Source organism: Clostridium ljungdahlii DSM 13528 (assembly GCF_000143685.1).
Lineage (GTDB): Bacteria > Bacillota > Clostridia > Clostridiales > Clostridiaceae > Clostridium_B > Clostridium_B ljungdahlii.
Genome location: NC_014328.1, coordinates 4,586,038 through 4,604,847, shown reverse-complemented (window position 1 = coordinate 4,604,847; position 18,810 = coordinate 4,586,038). Strand labels below are relative to the sequence as shown.

The window sequence follows — 18,810 nt, the reverse complement described above, 5'->3', positions numbered from 1 at the left end:
GTAGTTTTTTCATAAAATAGACATATGGTGGATTCAACACAAATTTACTTATATACAAATGTAAGGGATATATTTCAATTTATATAAATAAGATGTATAATATATGTTGTATTTATAGTAAATTACTTGGGGGGAAAGATATGTTATCACCAATAGTTGAAAATACAATATTCAATTCTTTAAATGATTCACTGCAATACATAGATATACTTTTTTATCATCATATGACTATATATATTACTGATACAGAAAAAATTTTGAAAATTCTTTACAGCGATAAACTAAGTTTAGGAGACAAGGAAGGAGATCCGATACCTAAAGTAGGTCCTCCAGCTGAGGCATTAAAAACTGGGAAACCAGTAATAGAAGTTGTTCCTAAAGAATTGTATGGAGTACGTTTTAGATCATATTCAATTCCAATTAAAGACAACAATAACAAGGTGATAGGTCTTTTGCTAGCAGCACAAAGTCTTGAAAATATGGATAAGGTGCTGACTCTATCTAAAAATGTATCTGGTTCTCTTAAACAAATGTCTTTGGCAAGCAGTGATATTTGTGAGCAAATCCAAAACATAGTTAACTCAAATGAAGATACTTCTAATGCATTAAATAAAGCTAATAAAAATGCTAAAGATACAAATGAAATCTTGAAATTTATACAAAGCATTTCAAAGCAGACAAATCTTTTAGGATTAAATGCAGCTATTGAAGCTTCAAGAGCAGGAGATAATGGAAAAGGATTTGGTGTAGTTGCACAAGAAATAAGAAAGTTGTCTAAATCAAGTAGTGAATCAGTTAAAGAAATTGATTCTGTTCTAAAAGAAATTACTAGCTCTATGGAGCTTGTTACTAATAGCATAAATAAATCAAATTCCAATTTTGAGGCAGCAAGTAGTGCAATAGAGGAAATAACTTCATCTATTCAAGAACTTTCTTCAACTGCTGAAGTATTGGAAGAAGTATCTAAAAAAATTTAATTAGCATAATATAAAAATGCTAATTGATAATCAGTAGGCCTGCAGGGTCAAATGCTGCTATAACTGCCAAAAAATGAATGGTTATAGGAATTACAACTGCTTATCTTTTGGCTTTTGAGTGCAACTGGAAATCCAATTAATTATAGTACAGAGGTTACGGCAGCTTAGTAAGTAAAAATAGCGCATGTATAGTAGTTTTAGTAATTTAGCATATAATTTGTGAATATTTTCACTAAATTGGGCTCAAATCGATGTTTCTTAGTTATTAAACAAATTTCCCATTTGAAAGAAGGGTCTTTAAAAGGAATCGGATAAATGTCCTCATAGTTAATATCTTTAGCCATGAAATCAATACTTATTCCAATACCTTTATTGAAATGACTTAGTTTATGAACGGTAATAATTTCTGAGGTAGTAAAGACTATATTTGGTTCAAAACCTGATTCTCTGCATTTATTAATAAAGTTGTGATAAAAATGAAATTTTTCATTAAGAATAATAAATCTTTCGTTTTTTAATTCTTTAAAATCCACTGATGTTTTTTTAGACAATGGATTTTTTTTATTTACTAAAATGCAAGGATACTGAGATTTAATGGCAGTAGAATTAAAAGTTTTTTCATTAATAGGGCCAATTGAAACAGCTAGATCTGCTTTTTCATTCATAACAACTTCTTCACAAATTGAATCAGGATAAGTTTTTATAACTAACTTAATGTTAGGATAAGTTTTTTGAAAGTCAGATATAATATCTGGTGATAGAGCATTAAGAACTCCAAAGCTAAAACATACGGTTAGAGTTCCCTCATTGATATTAGCCATTTTATTCATGTCATCTAAAATCAAATCAAACTCCTGTACAATATGTTCCGATCGTTTTTGCAAGTATTGCCCATATTTTGTTATTTTGATTCCTTTAGGTGTAGTATGAAGTAAAGGATATTGAAGTTCTTCTTCCAAATTACTAATTGCCTTGCTTAAGCCCTGTTGAGTAATATAAATTTCTTTAGCAGCCTTTGAAAAACTCTTATGTAGGAACAGGAATATGGCTGAAGTCGTGTTGAGGTATAAATGGCATGATGTTGTATAGAAATATTCCTGCGTCTTTAACAGTTTTAGCTATTGAACCTATATGTTGGTTATTAATGCCTGGAATCAATACCGAATTTACCTTATTTACATAGGATATATAATTTTACTTCCAATACATGGATCCACAGCGTTTACAGTAACTGTTATAGTTCTTACTCCTACATCATAAATTTCTTGGGCATACTTATTAGGAATAGGAGCTAATGGGCACATAGGCTTTAATGAACCAGATGTTAATTTTTGGATGGAGATGAACATAGATTTATATAAAAATTAAATCTATGCTCATCCCCCAAATATATGGAGTAAGGATTTAGAAGATAAGTTCTATATTGTGTTTATGTAAAAAATCTATCCAATCTTGAGAAGGACTAATATCTGTAACTATATAGTCTATATTATTAAAATCAAACAAGTGGATAAAAGCTACTTTGGTAAACTTTGAACTGTCTACTAATAGAAATACTTTGCTAGATTGACTAGCCATAGCTCTTTTAAGTTCAACTTCAGATTCATTAGAATCAGTAATACCTTTATTTTTATCAAGTCCCTTACAACTTATAAAAGCTAAGTCAACATTATATTTTTTTATAACATCTTTGGAGATAGAACCTGTTAATGACATTGAATTGTAATTAAAAATTCCTCCAGTTGAAATAACATTTACGGAGGATCTTGATAAACTATTTAATATTTCAATGGAATTGGTCATAACAGTAATATCTTTAATTCCTTTGCATAGTTTCAATAATTCTAGAACAGTAGAACTTGAATCTGCCATAATTGTAGATTTTTCTTTTATAAATGGAAGTGCTTTTAGGGCAAGTTTTTGTTTTGCATCTAAATTTCTTGTTGCTCTTTTCAAGAATGGTTGATCATCATTAGTCTGTTCTCTATTTAATATAGCCCCTCCATAAGTTCTTGTTACGATGCCTTCCTGTTCTAATTTTTCTAAATCTCGACGAATAGTTTCTTCTGTAACTTCAAATAGTTTACTTAAATTATTTACATAAATCTTTTTTTCGTTCATAATAATTTCTTTTATCTTTTGTTTTCTTTCTATTGCTAGCATAGGACAAAATACCTCCCATTAGTATATAAAACTATAATATATTATTTATTGTAACAGAATATAGTCCTTAAATCTATAGAAAGCAATACAAAATGTTGCTTTATGTTGTTTTGAGACTTAAGTAAAGATAATTCTAAAATAGATATAACTAATCTTTTATCTACTTATTAGTTGTACAATTTTAGTAACAAATGATAATAAGGTTTTAGTGAATACTGTGGTATAGTCTATCCAATAAAGCTAGTATCTATTAAGATATTTATAAAGTAGTAAAAAATATAATATTAATATTTCCAAAGGTTTTAAAATAGTAAATAAATTTGAAATAAGAGGTTGATTTAATAACGAATGTAGATAAAATACAACAAAATAAAAGATAAAAACAATAGATAACAATAAAATATGTTGACAACAAACACTGACAAATATATAATATGTATGTAAACGAGTACAAAACATTTAATTATTGGGAGTTCTAAAAAGAGGTGTTAAATAAGATGAGATTTCACATAGCAGTAGATATAGGGGCATCTAGTGGACGTTTAGTATTAGGAAAAATGGTAAATAGTAAAATAGTCATTGAAGAGATCCACAGATTTGAAAATAAAATTATAAGAAAAGATGGAGAGTATTTTTGGAATATAAATAATTTATATAACAATATAATAATAGGACTTCAAAAAGCTGCTAAGTTAGGAATAGATAAATGTACATTAGGAATAGATACCTGGGCAGTTGATTATGTTTTACTTGACAAACATGGAAATAGAATATCAAAAGTTTATTCTTATAGGGATGAAAGAACAAAAAATGCTATAGAGGAATTTTCAAAATTCATGTCACTTGAAGAAATATATAAAAAAACGGGGATTCAATTTTTAAATTTTAATACACTGTATCAACTTTATGTACATAATAAAGATGAACTCAAACAGGTGGAAAAAATATTATTAATTCCAGACTATTTATACTATTTACTTACGGGAAATTATATAAATGAGCTTACAAATGCCTCAACAACACAATTATTGAATTTGGAGACCAAAGAATATGATGGGGACTTATTAAATATTTTAGGGCTTAAAAGAAGCCAATTTGCAAAACTAATTCAGCCTGGACAAAATGTTGGCAGTATAAAACAAAGTTTAAAAGAGAAGTATAACCTTCCAGAATGTACACTTATATCGGTTGCAACGCATGATACAGGATCGGCAGTCCTTGGAGTACCAGGATGTGATAAAAATTTTGCTTATTTAAGTAGTGGAACCTGGTCTTTGCTTGGCGTAGAAATGAATAAGCCGATAAATAATAAAGCTGCATTTGAAAATAATTATACAAATGAAAGAGGAGCCTTTAGCACCTACAGATTTTTGAAAAATATAATTGGGTTGTGGTTAATACAGGAGGTGCGTAGAAATTATAATAACAAATACAGTTTTTCGGAATTGGTTGACGAAGCTCTTAAAGTGCAAGCTTTTAAATATATTATAAATTGTAATGATTGTAGATTTATAAAACCTGAAAACATGATAGAGGAAATTCAGAGGTATTGTAAAGAAAGTGAACAAAATGTTCCTCATACTGCAGGTGAGATATCAAGGTGTATTTTCGACAGTTTAGCTCTTACTTATAGAAGATCGATTGAAGAGCTGGAAGAAGTAACCGGAAATAAAATTAATACTTTGAATATAGTTGGTGGTGGAGTGCAAAATAAGCTTTTGTGCCAGACGACCTCAGATGTTATAGAGAGAGAGGTAATAGCAGGTCCGGTGGAATCGACGGCACTTGGAAACATAATAGTCCAAATGATATCAAGTTTTGAAATTCAAAATATTACCGAAGCCAGAAAATTAGTTAGGCAATCTTTTAAGATAGATGAATATAATCCTTGTAAAGTTAAAAATTTAAGTGGTATATATGAAAAATTCTTAAAATTGTGTATTTTAAAATAATTTATGGAGGTAAGAATATGAATCAGAGTATATTAACGAGATATAGTGAGGCTAGAAAATTATATGGTAAATATGACATTGATGTGGATAAGGTTTTGGACAAGCTATCCAAAATAAAAATATCGCTGCACTGTTGGCAAGGAGATGATGTCAGAGGATTTTTAAACAAAGACCAAGAATTAACTGGAGGAATATCAGTTACAGGAAATTATCCTGGAGCAGCTAGAAACGTATTAGAACTTAGAAATGATATAGAAAAGGCACTTGCATTAATTCCTGGAAAGCATAAGGTAAATTTGCATGCAATATATGCAGACACCCATGAAAAAGTTGAACTAGATGAATTAGAACCCAAGCATTTTGAAAGCTGGGTTAAATGGGCTAAAGAAAATGGACTGGGACTCGATTTTAATCCCACATGTTTTTCTCATCCAAAATCTGAAGATGGATTTACACTAAGTAATCCTGATAAAAAAATTCGAGATTTTTGGATAAAACATTGTATGGCATGCAGGAAAATAGGAGAGTATTTTGGAAAAGAACTTGGACAAAAATGTGTAACTAATATTTGGGTGCCAGACGGATATAAGGATACTCCAATAGATAGGTTGGAACCGAGAAAGAGATTGAAGGATTCTTTAGATGAAATATTTTCTCAGAACGTAGATGAAAAATACAATTTGGATGCAGTTGAAAGTAAAGTATTTGGGATAGGATCAGAAAGTTATGTAGTTGGTTCTCATGAATTTTATATGGGATACGCAATTAAAAATAACAAGGCAATATGCCTGGATGCTGGACATTTTCACCCAACAGAAACTATCTCAAATAAAATATCATCAGTTTTGATGTTTACTGATGAACTGTTATTACATGTAAGCAGACCAGTTAGATGGGATAGTGACCATATAGTTATAATGAGTGATGAACTTGAAGAAATTGCTCATGAACTTGTTAGAAATGATTTAATAAAGAGAACTCATATAGGATTGGATTTCTTTGATGGAAGCGTAAATCGTATAGCAGCATGGGTTATTGGAGCAAGAAATATGATAAAGGCACTGCTTAAGGCTATGCTGGAACCTACAGAATTATTAAAGAAATTGGAATTAGAAAAAGATTATACTTCAAGAATTGTGTTATTAGAGGAATTTAAATCATATCCATTTTCCGATGTATGGGATTATTACTGTGAAAAAATGGATGTCCCTGTACGTGAAGAATGGTTTGATGAAGTAAAACAATATGAAAAGGATGTATTAGTTAAGAGGAAATAGTTGAAAGGAATGATTACATTGGATAACAAATGCTGTAATAATAAAATATTAGAAGCTCCATTTTTAAAAGAAATGATGAAAGTTACTTATAATATGTGGAGAATGGGATGGGATGAACGAAATGGAGGAAATATAAGCTATTTGCTTTATGATGATGAAGTAAGTAAATATATTGATACAAATAAATTCACAAGGGAAATCAAATTATCTTTCCCGGTAAAAGAATTGGCAAACAAGATATTTTTAGTTACAGGAACAGGTAAGTATTTTAAAAATGTGATTGATTCTCCAGAAACAAATTTGGGAATAGTAAAGGTTTCAGAGAATGGAAATAGTATATACGTTCTTTGGGGATATGAGGATGGATCAAGTCCTACAAGTGAGCTGCCAGCCCATTTTATGAGTCATATAGAAAGGTTGAAAATTGACAAAAATCATAGAGTAGTTATACATACACATGCTACAAATGTTATAACTATGACATTTGTTCATGAATTGGATGAAGCAACTTTTACTAAAACATTATGGAAAATGTGTACGGAGTGTCTTGTTGTATTCCCAGATGGTGTTGGTATATTACCGTGGATGGTGCCCGGAAGTGATGAAATAGGAAGAAAAACTGCTGAAAAAATGAAAGAATATCGTCTAGTTATATGGCCTTATCATGGCATATTTGGGACAGGTTCTACTGTAGATGAAGCTTTTGGACTAATTGAAACTGTAGAAAAGGCAGCAGAAGTTTACGTTAAAGTTCATTCATGTGGTCAGATTAAACAAGAATTAACTGACGAACAGTTAAAAGAGCTTGCAAGGGAATTTAAAGTTATCGTGAGAGATGGAATATTAAAATAAAAACGTTTTTTAGAAAAATTATTTCATGAGAACATATTTTATTTTGGAAGATGTTCTCATGAAAGTGTAATAATCAATAATTTTAATAAACGGGGAGGATGTTATGTAATGGAAGTTTCTGAAAAAAGAAAACACTGGAGATGGACCATATCAGCAGCTTTGGCTAATTACTTGGATTCAGGCTCTATTGTATCTGGCGCAAGTGCATTGACTCTTTGGGCAGCCCAATTTCACTTGAGTAATACAACTGTTGGACTATTAGGAGCTATAAGTTCTAATGCAATATCTGCCGGGGTAGGAGCACTTATAGGAGGAAGAATCTGCGATAAGTTTGGAAGAAAAAAGATATATGCTTATGATCTTTTAGTATATATAATAGGTATGTTTATATTGGTTTGTGCTGTAAAACCATGGATGTTGTTTTTGGGATATATAGTGGCTGGATTGGCTGTTGGAGCAGATATACCAGCATCATGGACATTAATTGCAGAGCAGGCACCCGCAGATTCAAGAGGAAAACATGGAGGTTTGGCACAAGCTTTGTGGTCACTTGGACCTGTTTGCACATTAGCTTTATCATTTATATTAACTCCTTTGGGTATATGGGGAGCTAGAATAGTATTTTTACATCTTATAGTAATAGCATTTATAACATGGTTAATGCGTCATGATATGTCAGAATCTCAGACATGGGAAGAAGAACAGAAAAAGTTAAAGAACATAGATAAAAGTGAAAAAGTTAGTGTATCCAGCTTATTTAAAGGTCAAAATTTAAAGTCAATTATTTTTCTTGTAGCTATGTATGGATTGTGGAATTTGGTAGCAGGAACTGGAGGATTTTTCTTACCATATATTCTTCAAAATTTTGGATCCCAATCCCAAGCAACTAGTGTGGGACTTCAATGTCTGGAATTTGCAATATCTGTATTTACAACAGTAACTATATTTATGCGTTTTAGCGATAGTTCCAAAGGTAGAAAGTGGACATTTTTTATAGGGGCTATAGTAAACGTTACCTCTATGGCGTTGTTTGCATTCTTCAAATTAAATTTTGTTATTTCTCTATCATACGTTATACTTTGGGGCATTGGACAGGGTATGGCACAGCAGCCATTTTTTCAATTATGGTCAAGTGAACTTTTCCCTACAAGATTTAGATCTACAGCACAGGGAATTATGTTCTCAATTGTACGTATTGGACTTGGATTTTGGAGTTTCTTCGTACCAACATTAGCAACATTGGGATTTCAGGGATTAGCTTTAACCATGACTGCTTTCTTATTAGTAAGTATGATAGTTGGCATAGTATTTGCCCCTAAGACATCTGGTAAGAGCTTAAAACAAATTGAAAAAGAAATGAATATGTCTATATAGTATAATGTAAATATTATAGGTGGGGGATTGTTATATGATTAGAAAAGTTTGTAAAATGAAGTTATATAAGAATTGTTATGATGAATATAAAAAAAGGCATGATGAAATATGGCTTGAAATGAAAGAAGAATTAAAAAAGCATGGCTATGATAATTATTCTATATTTTTAGATGAGGAAACAGGATATTTGTTTTCATATGTTGAAGCTAGAGATGAAAAATCATACAATGAAATGGCAAATACTGAGATTTGTCAAAAGTGGTGGAAGTATATGAAAGATATAATGGAAACTAATGAAGATAACAGTCCTAAAAGTGTAGATTTGAAGAAAATATTTTATTTACCTTAAATGTGATATTTTGAGCCTAGATAGCATAAAAGTTATTCTAGGCTTTATTTTTGTATAGTGAAATTATTTACAAGGAGCATTTTAGCTTGTGAGGCTATTCATAATAGAAGTTTAACTTTATGAAATCTTTAAATATGTTTTAATTATTTTTAATAACACGAAAAAGTTTTTACTTGATATAGATTTTCTTGTTATGTCAAATAAACTTGCGTACAATTTCTAATATATAAAAGGTATATGTCATTTTGAAATATAGAAACTGATTTAAACACAGTAAATTTTTGTGACATATCCCAAATTGAAATAAATTATTTAATATTTCAAGTATGGTATTTCAGTAAAATAGCCATTTCCTTATAATTAATTTTTGGCATGGATATTGCTAAATAGTTATGTGAGAAAACTTTTACAAGTAGTAATAAAAAATTCATAACAAAACATTAATTTTTAGGAGGAAGAAAAAATGGCAGTAAAAGATTTTATAGACACAAATGATTTTACAAAGGAAGAATTGATGGATATTATTAACTTATCCTTAAAGTTGAAAAGATGTATCAAGAATGGATATTATCCACAGTTACTTAAACATAAAACATTAGGAATGATCTTTCAACAGAGTTCAACTAGAACAAGGGTATCTTTTGAGACAGCAATGGAACAACTTGGTGGACATGCCCAGTATTTAGCTCCAGGTCAGATTCAATTGGGAGGACATGAAACTATCGAGGATACAAGCCGTGTTTTATCTAGATTAGTAGATATTCTTATGGCACGTGTAGACAGACATAAGAGTGTAGTTGATCTTGCAAAAAATGCTACAGTACCAGTAATTAATGGTATGTCTGATTACAACCATCCAACCCAGGAAATGGGAGACATTTGTACTATGACAGAACATTTACCAGAAGGAAAGAAATTAGAAGATTGTAAAGTTGTATTTGTAGGAGATGCTACTCAGGTATGTGCTTCCTTAATGTTTATTACAACTAAATTAGGAATGCATTTCGTTCAATATGGACCAAAAGGTTATCAATTAAAGAAAGAACTTACTAAGATTGGAGAAGAGAATTGTAAAGTATCTGGTGGTTCATTATTGATTACAGATAATGAAGATGAAGCATTAAAGGATGCAGATTTTGTTTATACTGATGTTTGGTATGGTTTATATGATGCTGAACTTTCTAAAGAAGACAGAATGGCAATATTCTATCCTAAATATCAAGTAACTAAAGAGATGATGGCAAAAGCAAGCCCTAATGTAAAATTTATGCATTGTCTACCTGCAACAAGAGGAGAAGAGGTAGTAGATGAAGTAATAGATGCTGATTATTCTATCGTGTTTGATGAAGGCGAAAACAGATTGACAGCTATGAGAGGATTACTTGTATATTTCTTAAACCAAAATGCAAAAAAAGAAGATAAAGTTGCACAAATGAAGGCTAGAGCTGAATTGGAAGTAGTTCTAAATTCTATTGGCTAGTAGGAATAATTATCTATAGAAATTTGTACAAATAAAGGAGAAAAAATATGTCAAGAATTGTAATTGCCCTTGGGGGAAACGCTTTAGGAAAAACTCCAATAGAACAACAAAAAATGATAGATAATGCAGCTCCATCTTTAATTGGATTAATCAAACAGGGGCATGAAATAATTATAAGTCATGGCAACGGCCCTCAAGTAGGAATGATTAGTCTGGCACTTGATATTGCTTCAGCTAATAATGATAAAGTTGCAAAGTTTGAGCTACCAGAGTGTACGGCTATGAGTCAGGGATATATAGGGTATCATTTGCAAAAGGGGTTAAAAAAAGAACTAAAGAAGCAGGGAATGCCATGGCATGTGGCAACTGTAGTAACACAAATGTTAGTAGATAAGAATGACAATGCTTTTAAATGTCCTACAAAACCAATTGGAGGATTTTATTCAAAAGAAGAAGCATTAAAGATGATGGAAGAAGACCCTAAATTAGTAATGAAAGAAGATGCAGGCAGGGGTTACAGGCAGATGGTTGCATCCCCTAAGCCAGTTGATATTGTAGAAAAGGATTCTATATTAAACTTGCTTGACCACGAATTTATAGTAATTGCTTGTGGCGGCGGTGGTATTCCTGTTGTCTTAAATGATAATGGTGATTATGAAGGAATTCCAGCAGTTGTCGATAAAGATTTTGGTTCTGCGAAATTGGCAGAACTTGTAGATGCAGATTATCTGTTTATTTTAACAGCAGTTGATCGTGTTGCTATCAATTATGGAAAGCCAAATCAGAAGGAGCTAAAAGAAATATCCGTAGAAGAGGCAAAAAATTTAGCTAGTGAAGGCCATTTTGCACCAGGAAGTATGCTGCCTAAGGTAGAGGCTGCAGTTCAGTTTGCCACTAGTAAAGCCGGGAGAAAATCAGTAATTGCTTCTTTAGAAAAGGCACCACTTGCTATGAAAGGCCTTAGTGGTACAGTAATTACTTTGTAATAAGATCTATTAAAACATTTGCTAGATTAAAAGTACCATATAAAATTCCAGGTTGGAAATTTATATGGTACTTTTTAATACTGCCTAAATATAATTATTAGTTTTTCTTATAGTAGTTAATCTTTTTAAGGTTCTTATTTAAATTATTTGAAATCTCTTTTAAATTTACTATTTCTTCGAGGATTCCCTCAATTGCTTTTGCCTGATCGTTTATGCCATCAGATATGTAAACATTAGCACTGTTGACTTTGTCAAACTTTTCAATTATTTTATTGTTATAATTAAATAGTTCGTTTTCCGATAATTTATTATTTCTTATATCATTGGCATTTAGTTCATGTAAAATATCTAATGACAGATTAAACATACTATTTATCTCTTCTAATTCGTTATCAAGATTATCCATATACTTTTTAATAAGTTTTGTATCAGGGCTTTTTGTATTATTTAAGCATACAAGTTTCAGCTTATTAAAATTGTCAGTAACTTTTCTAATTTCTTCATTGAAATTGTCAACTAAGTTTTTAAAACCAGTATAAGTTTTTTCAAGGTTTGTTGTATAATTATTTTTATTTTTTCTTATAGTTTCTATAGTAAAATTTCTTATGTTTTCATAGGTATAAACCATTTCCTCAACTATTGATGTAATTACTTGAGCAGATAAATTTACTTTATCTACTAAAGAGTTCAATTTCTCTGCTTTTAATTCAATTTCTCTGGAATTTTCAGAAACTATTTTTATTAGAAAGCTTATGTTCTTATTCATAGTGTTAATAGTATGAGTAAAATCTTTTATCTCCTTGATTTTAATAATAGATTCATCAAAGTCTGAGGAGAAATCACCCTTTGAAACTTTTAATACAAGTCCATTCAATGATTTTATAACCTTATTTATAGGTTTAACAGAGAAATAACTAATAAATATTCCAATTAAACAGGTTAGTAAAAACAATAAAATAAATGTTATAAATATTTTATGTTTTAAATTTATTATTTGCTGTGCTGATATATCTACTCCGATTAAAGCTACTACTTTTCCCTTGGAATTATAAAGAGGAGCATATGCTGAATAAAATGTGCCCTCAAGGTCAGTAATAGGAGTATCTAAAACTGTAATTTTTCCATTGTAGTATGCGGACTTCATTTTATCATTAAACATATAGTCTTTCATAAAGGTTGATTGTGCATCATAGGAAGCAAGTACAAACTTTGTATGTGAGTTATCTGATTTTATCATAGTATATACATCAGACACATTACTTTTACGTCTAAAATCTGTAAGAATATTACACATATCTTTATATTGCTGTGAGGTATCAGTAGTTATTTTTTCGTGTTCGTCTCCATTTATAATATACTGAGATGCTACTGCAACTTTTTTTAGGGCATCTTTTGTATCATTTATCATTATATTTGTACAATATACATAATAAATTACTGATGTTAATGCTACACATAAAATTATTATAAATAAGAATCTTTTTATTATGTATTCATAAAATGTTATTACTTTGTCAGATTTAAGCTTCGATTTTTTCATTCTATCCCTCCGGATCTTCTAGTGTATTTAATATTGTGATACTCTTATAATAATGTTAAATGTAGTTATTTTCAATAAGAATATAGTCCCATTGAGAATAGAATAGGTAAATGTTATGAGTTAAATACTCATAACATTTACTTAAAAAAGCTATTCAATCTAGGAAATACTTTTAAAGCATTTTTATAAAAAATATAATCATAAAATTTTTCATCAAAAAGGGACTTTATAAGTTCAACATAATTTTTTATAGGTACCAACGGCCAGTCTGTTCCAAATAGAAATTTTTCGTACCAATTTGGAATAACTTTAATAAATGTAATTCCTCTTTGAATATGCTGGATAAAATACTGGTCATTTTTAAATGCCTCAATATCATTTTGATTGCCTACTAGAAGTCCTGAAAGATCAGTGTAAACATTGGAATTTTTATATATCACTTCAGCAGCACTCATTATCCAGGGGTTTCCAAAGTGAGCAATAACAAAATTTATATTTCTATGGCTTACTGCAAGTTCATCTATGTGTATTGGATGAGAATATTTTACAAGGGCTTTGCTTGAATATGGGTCACCGCCATGGATGACAACTGGTATTTTATAAGATGAAGCTAATTTATATATAGGGTCGTATATTTTGTCCCAAACATAATAAGGATAATATCCCGGATAAATTTTTAATCCTACTACTTTACTATTTTTAATTCTTTTTTCAATTTTTGATAGTTCTTCATCATTTAATTTTTGTGGATTAATTCCTAAACAGTAAACTAGATTATCGGGTATTTTTTCTTCAAGATCTAAATCCATAGGATTATCAGAATTTAAATCTGGAAATCCTCCAATTTCTTTTTCTGTTAATCCCATACCTATGCCAATGATTACGTGGCTTTTTTGAAATTCCTCCTTTAATCCTGTACTGGAGTAGTTTACGTTTGATAAGTTTAAGGCTGTTTCTTTAAAACTATTAATATTTGAAAAATGTAAATGTGAATCAATTATTTTCATTTAAATCACTCCTTCAAATTAAATAATAAAGCATAAACTATACCAAATGATTAAGTAAAGTATAATTAAAAGTGAATTTTAATGTTTGTAGAAATTTGTAGAAAATTATGATATTATAAAGCTAATTAGAAGAAAAGAGTGATTGTATATGTTCATTTTGAAGTATTATGATGAAAAAAATGCTTTCAATAACAGTATTCTTGATAAATATATCAATATTATGAATATGTATGATAAAGGCGTAATATTTTTTGATTTAATCAAAAATACAGCTTACTTCAATGAAAAATGCAGAAATATTTTTAATACTAATAGTGGTATGAGCGAAATTGGAAAGTTTATAAATGGTATAGAAAAAGATTTTTATGAAGATGATAGAGAAAATAAAGAAGTAAATTTGATAGGTTTAGAAACTGATATTACATATACGATTAAGCATTTAATAGAAGAAAAAAAAGTAAAATATGTTTTATGTACTATTGAAATGAAATCTAATAAAAGAAACATCAGAAAAAGTAATTATATTTCTAAAATCATTGGTGAAAGCGATGTCATGTTAAATCTCAAGGCGAAAGTTAAAATAGTTGGAAGATACGATTCTACCATTCTTTTATTGGGACAGACAGGTACGGGAAAAGAACTGTTTGCAAAAGCTATTCATGATATTTCACCAAGGAGGAATAAGAAGTTTATAGTAGTTAACTGTGGTGCTATACCTGATTCACTTCTTGAGAGTGAACTCTTTGGTTATGAAAAGGGAGCCTTTACAGGTGCAAACTCCAATGGAAAAGTTGGAAAGTTTGAAGAAGCTGATGGAGGAACAATTTTTTTAGATGAAATAGAAAATATGAGCCAGTTTATGCAAAATAAAATATTAAGAGCTATAGAAGACAGGAAAATATGCAAAATAGGTTCAAATAAAGAAGTCGGTGTAAACGTTAGAATAATAGGGGCAACAAATATAGAGCTTAAAAAGATGGTAGAGGAAGGTAAATTCAGAAAGGATCTATATTATAGATTAAATGTAATATGCTTTAAGATTCCCAGCTTGATAGAAAGAAAAGATGATATTTTTCTCATAAGTGATTATTTAATTGAAAAGTATTGTAAGGTGTTTAAAAAAAATATAATTGGCTTAAGTCCTAAAGTTAAAAAGTTATTTAATATTCATAAGTGGGAGGGTAATGTAAGGGAACTTAGAAATGTAATTGAATATGCGATGAATTTTGAAAACAGCAAGTATATAACTGAGGCAAGTTTGCCAGATGAATTTATAGGAGAAAATGAAGTAAAAATAGAGCCAAAAGATATTATATCAATTGAGGAAATGGAAAAAGAAATACTTAGAAAAACATTAGACTGGTTTGGGTGGGATGAAGCCGGAAAGATTAAAGCTGCAGAAGCTCTTGGAATAAGCAGATCATCAGTTTACAGAAAAGTTATAAAGTATGGTCTTGAATATAGTGTAAACGATATTTCAAATTGATATGTCAAATTGAGATGAATTTATAATTTAATATAATGAAAAGCCTTATAAATCATATATTTATAGGGCTTTTTTATTTGGTATAAATGTTGCTTATAAAAAGTATTATAAGTTTATAAATTAAAAATTAAGTTAAAAAGGGATGTTGTATATGTTTACTTTAAAATATTATGATAAAAAAAATACTTTTGATAACAGTATTCTTGATAAGTATATTAATATCATGGATATGTATGATAGAGGCGTAATATTTTTTGATCTAATTAAAAATGCAGCTTACTTCAATGAAAAATGCGGAAATGTTTTTGATACTTATAGTGATATGAGCAAAATTGAAAAGTTTATAGATGATATAGAAAAGGATTTTTATAAAGATGACGAAAAAAATAAAGAAGTGAAGTTAACTGACCTAGAAGACAGTATTACATATACAATTAAACATCTAACAGAAGAAAAAAAAATAAAGTATATTTTATGCACTGTTGAGAAAAAAGCAAATGCAGGAAATAGTAAAGAAAGAAAGTATCTTTCTAGAATTATTGGTGAGAGTGATGTTATGTTAAATCTCAAGGAAAAAGTTAAAATAGTTGGGAGATACGATTCTACCATTCTTTTATTGGGACAGACAGGTACGGGAAAAGAACTGTTTGCAAAAGCTATTCATGATATTTCACCAAGGAGGAATAAGAAGTTTATAGTAGTTAACTGTGGTGCTATACCTGATTCACTTCTTGAGAGTGAACTCTTTGGTTATGAAAAGGGAGCCTTTACAGGTGCAAACTCCAATGGAAAAGTTGGAAAGTTTGAAGAAGCTGATGGAGGAACAATTTTTTTAGATGAAATAGAAAATATGAGCCAGTTTATGCAAAATAAAATATTAAGAGCTATAGAAGACAGGAAAATATGCAAAATAGGTTCAAATAAAGAAGTCGGTGTAAACGTTAGAATAATAGGGGCAACAAATATAGAGCTTAAAAAGATGGTAGAGGAAGGTAAATTCAGAAAGGATCTATATTATAGATTAAATGTAATATGCTTTAAGATTCCCAGCTTGATAGAAAGAAAAGATGATATTTTTCTCATAAGTGATTATTTAATTGAAAAGTATTGTAAGGTGTTTAAAAAAAATATAATTGGCTTAAGTCCTAAAGTTAAAAAATTATTTAATATTCATAAGTGGGAGGGTAATGTAAGGGAACTTAGAAATGTAATTGAATATGCGATGAATTTTGAAAACAGCAAGTATATAACTGAGGCAAGTTTGCCAAATGAATTTATAGGAGAAAATGAAGTAAGAATAAAGCCAGAGGGTATTGTGCCAATTGAGGAAATGGAGAAGGAGGTGCTTAGAAAAACACTAGATTGGTTTGGATGGGATGAAGCTGGAAAGATTAGAGTTGCAGAGGCTCTTGGAATAAGCAGGTCATCAGTTTATAGAAAAATTGCTAAATATCATCTCGAGCCCCCCGACATGATTAATATTTCTTGATAAAGATTAGTATGTTATTATATTTAAAATTAGTATGAAAAATATAATAACATGCTAATTTTAATTTTTTGTACAGTAAAATACAATTAGATTACGTTTCATTTTATATTTAAAGTATATAGTTTTATCATATATTTCAATATGAAATGCATTTTTAAATCCAGAAACCTAGATATAATACGGTGTTTATATATTTTTATGTCACTTTGACATGATTTTTTAAATTAGTATAAAAAAAAGGCTTGAATTGGCGCGATTCAAGCCTTTTTTTATTGGCACGAAGATTGCTTAATAAAAATATTGTAAACATTTAAATGTAGTAATATGAAAAATAAAATTTAGGACCTAAAGATAATCTAGATTATGCTATTTCCGGAATGTAGTGTAATGAATAAAGGTTATGTAAGACAATATGTAAACAATTTATAAGAACAAGAAGTGAAGAGAAAATTAAAGTAGGAAAGGAGAAATTTAAAATGGATAGTGATAAAAAAAAGTTTAGGATGTTTGATGTCATTTTAACAGTTATATGTGTAGTATTTGTAGCAGAAGCAGCTGCTCCTGTAGCTGCAATTGGAAATCAGCAGTTTTTTTGGTGGATATTACTTATAGTGGCATTTTTATTACCTTATGGATTAATAGCAGTAGAACTTGGTACGACTTATGAGGGACAAGGAGGTATGTATGATTGGGTAAAGAGAGCTTTTGGAAATAGAATGGCATCTAGGACAGCTTGGTATTACTGGCTTAATTTCCCACTGTGGATGGCTTCTTTGGCCGTTATGATACCTCAAATTTTACAAATAATTACAGGGGCTTCAATACCAACATTGCCAACAATTATAATAGAACTTGCATTTATTTGGATTGTTGTATTTATTAGTTTTTATCCAGTAAGTGATAGTGTATGGATTCTTAATGGAGCAGCAGTTCTAAAAATGCTTTTGGCACTCACACTTGGAGGCCTAGGAATTTATGGCGCTATGACACATGGTGTGGCTAATGCATTTACAGTAAGGTCCTTTTTACCAACTTTGGATATGAAGAGTATATCACTTATTTCAGTAATAATATTTAATATGCTGGGATTTGAAGTTGTATGTACTTTTACAGATAGCATGGAAAACCCAAAAAAGCAAATTCCACAGGCAATTATTATCGGTGGTATTGTTATAGCTGCAATTTATATATTTTCAAGTTTTGGTATTAGTGCTGCAATACCTACATCTCAAATTAGTACAAGCAGTGGAATGATTGATGCTCTTCAGATATTGACGGGCCAAAAAACTGGGATGTTTATTGGAGTTATGGCTTTTATATTTATGCTTACATTGTTTGGAAATATGATTTCATGGTCATTAGGTGTTAATAATGTAGTTCAATATGCGGCAGAAGATGGAAATATGCCAAAAGTATTTATTGGAAAAAGTAAAAAAAATGGTATGCCTATAGGAGTATCTATAATGAATGGTATTGTTGCAACTGTTGTTGTTGTAATTGCACCATTTATACCTAATCAAGATTTATTTTGGAGCTTTTTTGCCTTAAATTTAGTTATGTTTTTATCAAGCTATATACCAATGTTTCCAGCTTTCTTAAAGCTTCGTAAAATTGATTCTGATAAGGAAAGACCATTTAAGGTTGGTGGAAGTAATTTTGTTATTAAACTAGCTGCATATGCTCCAATGACAATAGCTATAATAGCTATCATCTTGACGGCTATACCATTGTCTGCAGACGATATTGGATCAAAATTGCCAATTACAATAGGAGCTATTATAGGTTATGTAGTTGAAGAAATTTTTATAAGAGTGAAAAAAATTAAAAATGAAGAACTAGTAAAGCAAAACCAATAATTAACATAAAATATTGATCTAA

At 29.8% G+C, this 18,810-nt stretch carries 15 protein-coding genes; 11 read left to right on the top strand and 4 right to left on the bottom strand.

What is annotated here, in order from left to right; all coding sequences use genetic code 11:
* The first annotated feature begins 140 nt into the window (after positions 1 to 140).
* Positions 141 to 977: a methyl-accepting chemotaxis protein gene (locus CLJU_RS21010; protein WP_013240828.1), complete on the top strand. Its 837-nt coding sequence runs from the start codon at positions 141 to 143 to the stop codon at positions 975 to 977.
* A 197-nt stretch (positions 978 to 1,174) separates the two neighbouring features.
* Here CLJU_RS21010 and CLJU_RS21005 read toward each other — a convergent pair whose 3' ends face one another.
* Both CLJU_RS21005 and CLJU_RS21000 read right to left on the bottom strand, forming a co-directional pair.
* The gene (locus CLJU_RS21005; protein WP_242825739.1) at positions 1,175 to 2,017 is read right to left on the bottom strand and encodes a LysR family transcriptional regulator; all 843 of its coding nucleotides are present in this window, start codon (positions 2,015 to 2,017) and stop codon (positions 1,175 to 1,177) included.
* Between the two features lie 364 nt (positions 2,018 to 2,381).
* On the bottom strand, positions 2,382 to 3,140 hold the full coding sequence (locus CLJU_RS21000) for a DeoR/GlpR family DNA-binding transcription regulator (protein WP_013240826.1): 759 nt from the start codon (positions 3,138 to 3,140) through the stop codon (positions 2,382 to 2,384).
* 497 nt (positions 3,141 to 3,637) lie between these two features.
* Here CLJU_RS21000 and rhaB point away from each other — a divergent pair, with 497 nt between their 5' ends.
* The 7 genes from rhaB (at position 3,638) to arcC (ending at position 11,410) form a co-directional block, all read left to right on the top strand.
* Entirely contained in the window at positions 3,638 to 5,092 is a 1,455-nt protein-coding gene (rhaB, locus tag CLJU_RS20995) for a rhamnulokinase (protein ID WP_013240825.1), read from the top strand.
* A gap of 17 nt (positions 5,093 to 5,109) precedes the next feature.
* Positions 5,110 to 6,369: an L-rhamnose isomerase gene (gene rhaA, locus CLJU_RS20990; RefSeq protein ID WP_013240824.1), complete on the top strand. Its 1,260-nt coding sequence runs from the start codon at positions 5,110 to 5,112 to the stop codon at positions 6,367 to 6,369.
* A gap of 9 nt (positions 6,370 to 6,378) precedes the next feature.
* Positions 6,379 to 7,221: a rhamnulose-1-phosphate aldolase gene (rhaD, locus tag CLJU_RS20985; RefSeq protein WP_029170184.1), complete on the top strand. Its 843-nt coding sequence runs from the start codon at positions 6,379 to 6,381 to the stop codon at positions 7,219 to 7,221.
* A gap of 108 nt (positions 7,222 to 7,329) precedes the next feature.
* Positions 7,330 to 8,595 (top strand): MFS transporter, encoded by a 1,266-nt coding sequence (locus CLJU_RS20980; protein WP_013240822.1) that lies wholly within the window; start codon positions 7,330 to 7,332, stop codon positions 8,593 to 8,595.
* A gap of 34 nt (positions 8,596 to 8,629) precedes the next feature.
* Entirely contained in the window at positions 8,630 to 8,944 is a 315-nt protein-coding gene (gene rhaM / locus CLJU_RS20975) for an L-rhamnose mutarotase (RefSeq protein ID WP_013240821.1), read from the top strand.
* A gap of 463 nt (positions 8,945 to 9,407) precedes the next feature.
* On the top strand, positions 9,408 to 10,424 hold the full coding sequence (gene ptcA, locus CLJU_RS20970) for a putrescine carbamoyltransferase (protein ID WP_013240820.1): 1,017 nt from the start codon (positions 9,408 to 9,410) through the stop codon (positions 10,422 to 10,424).
* A gap of 47 nt (positions 10,425 to 10,471) precedes the next feature.
* Positions 10,472 to 11,410: a carbamate kinase gene (gene arcC / locus CLJU_RS20965; protein WP_013240819.1), complete on the top strand. Its 939-nt coding sequence runs from the start codon at positions 10,472 to 10,474 to the stop codon at positions 11,408 to 11,410.
* A gap of 97 nt (positions 11,411 to 11,507) precedes the next feature.
* Here arcC and CLJU_RS20960 read toward each other — a convergent pair whose 3' ends face one another.
* Together CLJU_RS20960 and CLJU_RS20955 are read right to left on the bottom strand one after the other, a co-directional pair.
* The gene (locus CLJU_RS20960) at positions 11,508 to 12,950 is read right to left on the bottom strand and encodes a HAMP domain-containing protein (protein ID WP_013240818.1); all 1,443 of its coding nucleotides are present in this window, start codon (positions 12,948 to 12,950) and stop codon (positions 11,508 to 11,510) included.
* A 137-nt stretch (positions 12,951 to 13,087) separates the two neighbouring features.
* Positions 13,088 to 13,957 (bottom strand): amidohydrolase family protein, encoded by an 870-nt coding sequence (locus CLJU_RS20955; protein ID WP_013240817.1) that lies wholly within the window; start codon positions 13,955 to 13,957, stop codon positions 13,088 to 13,090.
* 148 nt (positions 13,958 to 14,105) lie between these two features.
* On the opposite strand from CLJU_RS20955, the gene CLJU_RS20950 reads away from it, so the two are divergent.
* From CLJU_RS20950 to CLJU_RS20940, 3 genes are all read left to right on the top strand, one after another.
* Positions 14,106 to 15,443 (top strand): sigma-54 interaction domain-containing protein, encoded by a 1,338-nt coding sequence (locus tag CLJU_RS20950; RefSeq protein ID WP_013240816.1) that lies wholly within the window; start codon positions 14,106 to 14,108, stop codon positions 15,441 to 15,443.
* 151 nt (positions 15,444 to 15,594) lie between these two features.
* Positions 15,595 to 16,932 (top strand): sigma-54 interaction domain-containing protein, encoded by a 1,338-nt coding sequence (locus tag CLJU_RS20945; RefSeq protein WP_013240815.1) that lies wholly within the window; start codon positions 15,595 to 15,597, stop codon positions 16,930 to 16,932.
* 476 nt (positions 16,933 to 17,408) lie between these two features.
* On the top strand, positions 17,409 to 18,788 hold the full coding sequence (locus CLJU_RS20940; protein WP_013240814.1) for an APC family permease: 1,380 nt from the start codon (positions 17,409 to 17,411) through the stop codon (positions 18,786 to 18,788).
* The last annotated feature ends 22 nt before the right edge of the window (positions 18,789 to 18,810 follow it).

Coding starts and splice junctions, on each gene's coding strand:
- CLJU_RS20960 (WP_013240818.1), bottom strand. CDS start 12,950: ATGAAAAAATCGAAGCTTAAATCTGACAAAGTAATAACATTTTATGAA.
- CLJU_RS20950 (WP_013240816.1), top strand. CDS start 14,106: ATGTTCATTTTGAAGTATTATGATGAAAAAAATGCTTTCAATAACAGT.
- rhaB (WP_013240825.1), top strand. CDS start 3,638: ATGAGATTTCACATAGCAGTAGATATAGGGGCATCTAGTGGACGTTTA.
- CLJU_RS21010 (WP_013240828.1), top strand. CDS start 141: ATGTTATCACCAATAGTTGAAAATACAATATTCAATTCTTTAAATGAT.
- rhaD (WP_029170184.1), top strand. CDS start 6,379: ATGATTACATTGGATAACAAATGCTGTAATAATAAAATATTAGAAGCT.
- CLJU_RS20940 (WP_013240814.1), top strand. CDS start 17,409: ATGGATAGTGATAAAAAAAAGTTTAGGATGTTTGATGTCATTTTAACA.
- rhaA (WP_013240824.1), top strand. CDS start 5,110: ATGAATCAGAGTATATTAACGAGATATAGTGAGGCTAGAAAATTATAT.
- CLJU_RS20945 (WP_013240815.1), top strand. CDS start 15,595: ATGTTTACTTTAAAATATTATGATAAAAAAAATACTTTTGATAACAGT.
- rhaM (WP_013240821.1), top strand. CDS start 8,630: ATGATTAGAAAAGTTTGTAAAATGAAGTTATATAAGAATTGTTATGAT.
- CLJU_RS21000 (WP_013240826.1), bottom strand. CDS start 3,140: ATGCTAGCAATAGAAAGAAAACAAAAGATAAAAGAAATTATTATGAAC.
- arcC (WP_013240819.1), top strand. CDS start 10,472: ATGTCAAGAATTGTAATTGCCCTTGGGGGAAACGCTTTAGGAAAAACT.
- ptcA (WP_013240820.1), top strand. CDS start 9,408: ATGGCAGTAAAAGATTTTATAGACACAAATGATTTTACAAAGGAAGAA.
- CLJU_RS20955 (WP_013240817.1), bottom strand. CDS start 13,957: ATGAAAATAATTGATTCACATTTACATTTTTCAAATATTAATAGTTTT.
- CLJU_RS20980 (WP_013240822.1), top strand. CDS start 7,330: ATGGAAGTTTCTGAAAAAAGAAAACACTGGAGATGGACCATATCAGCA.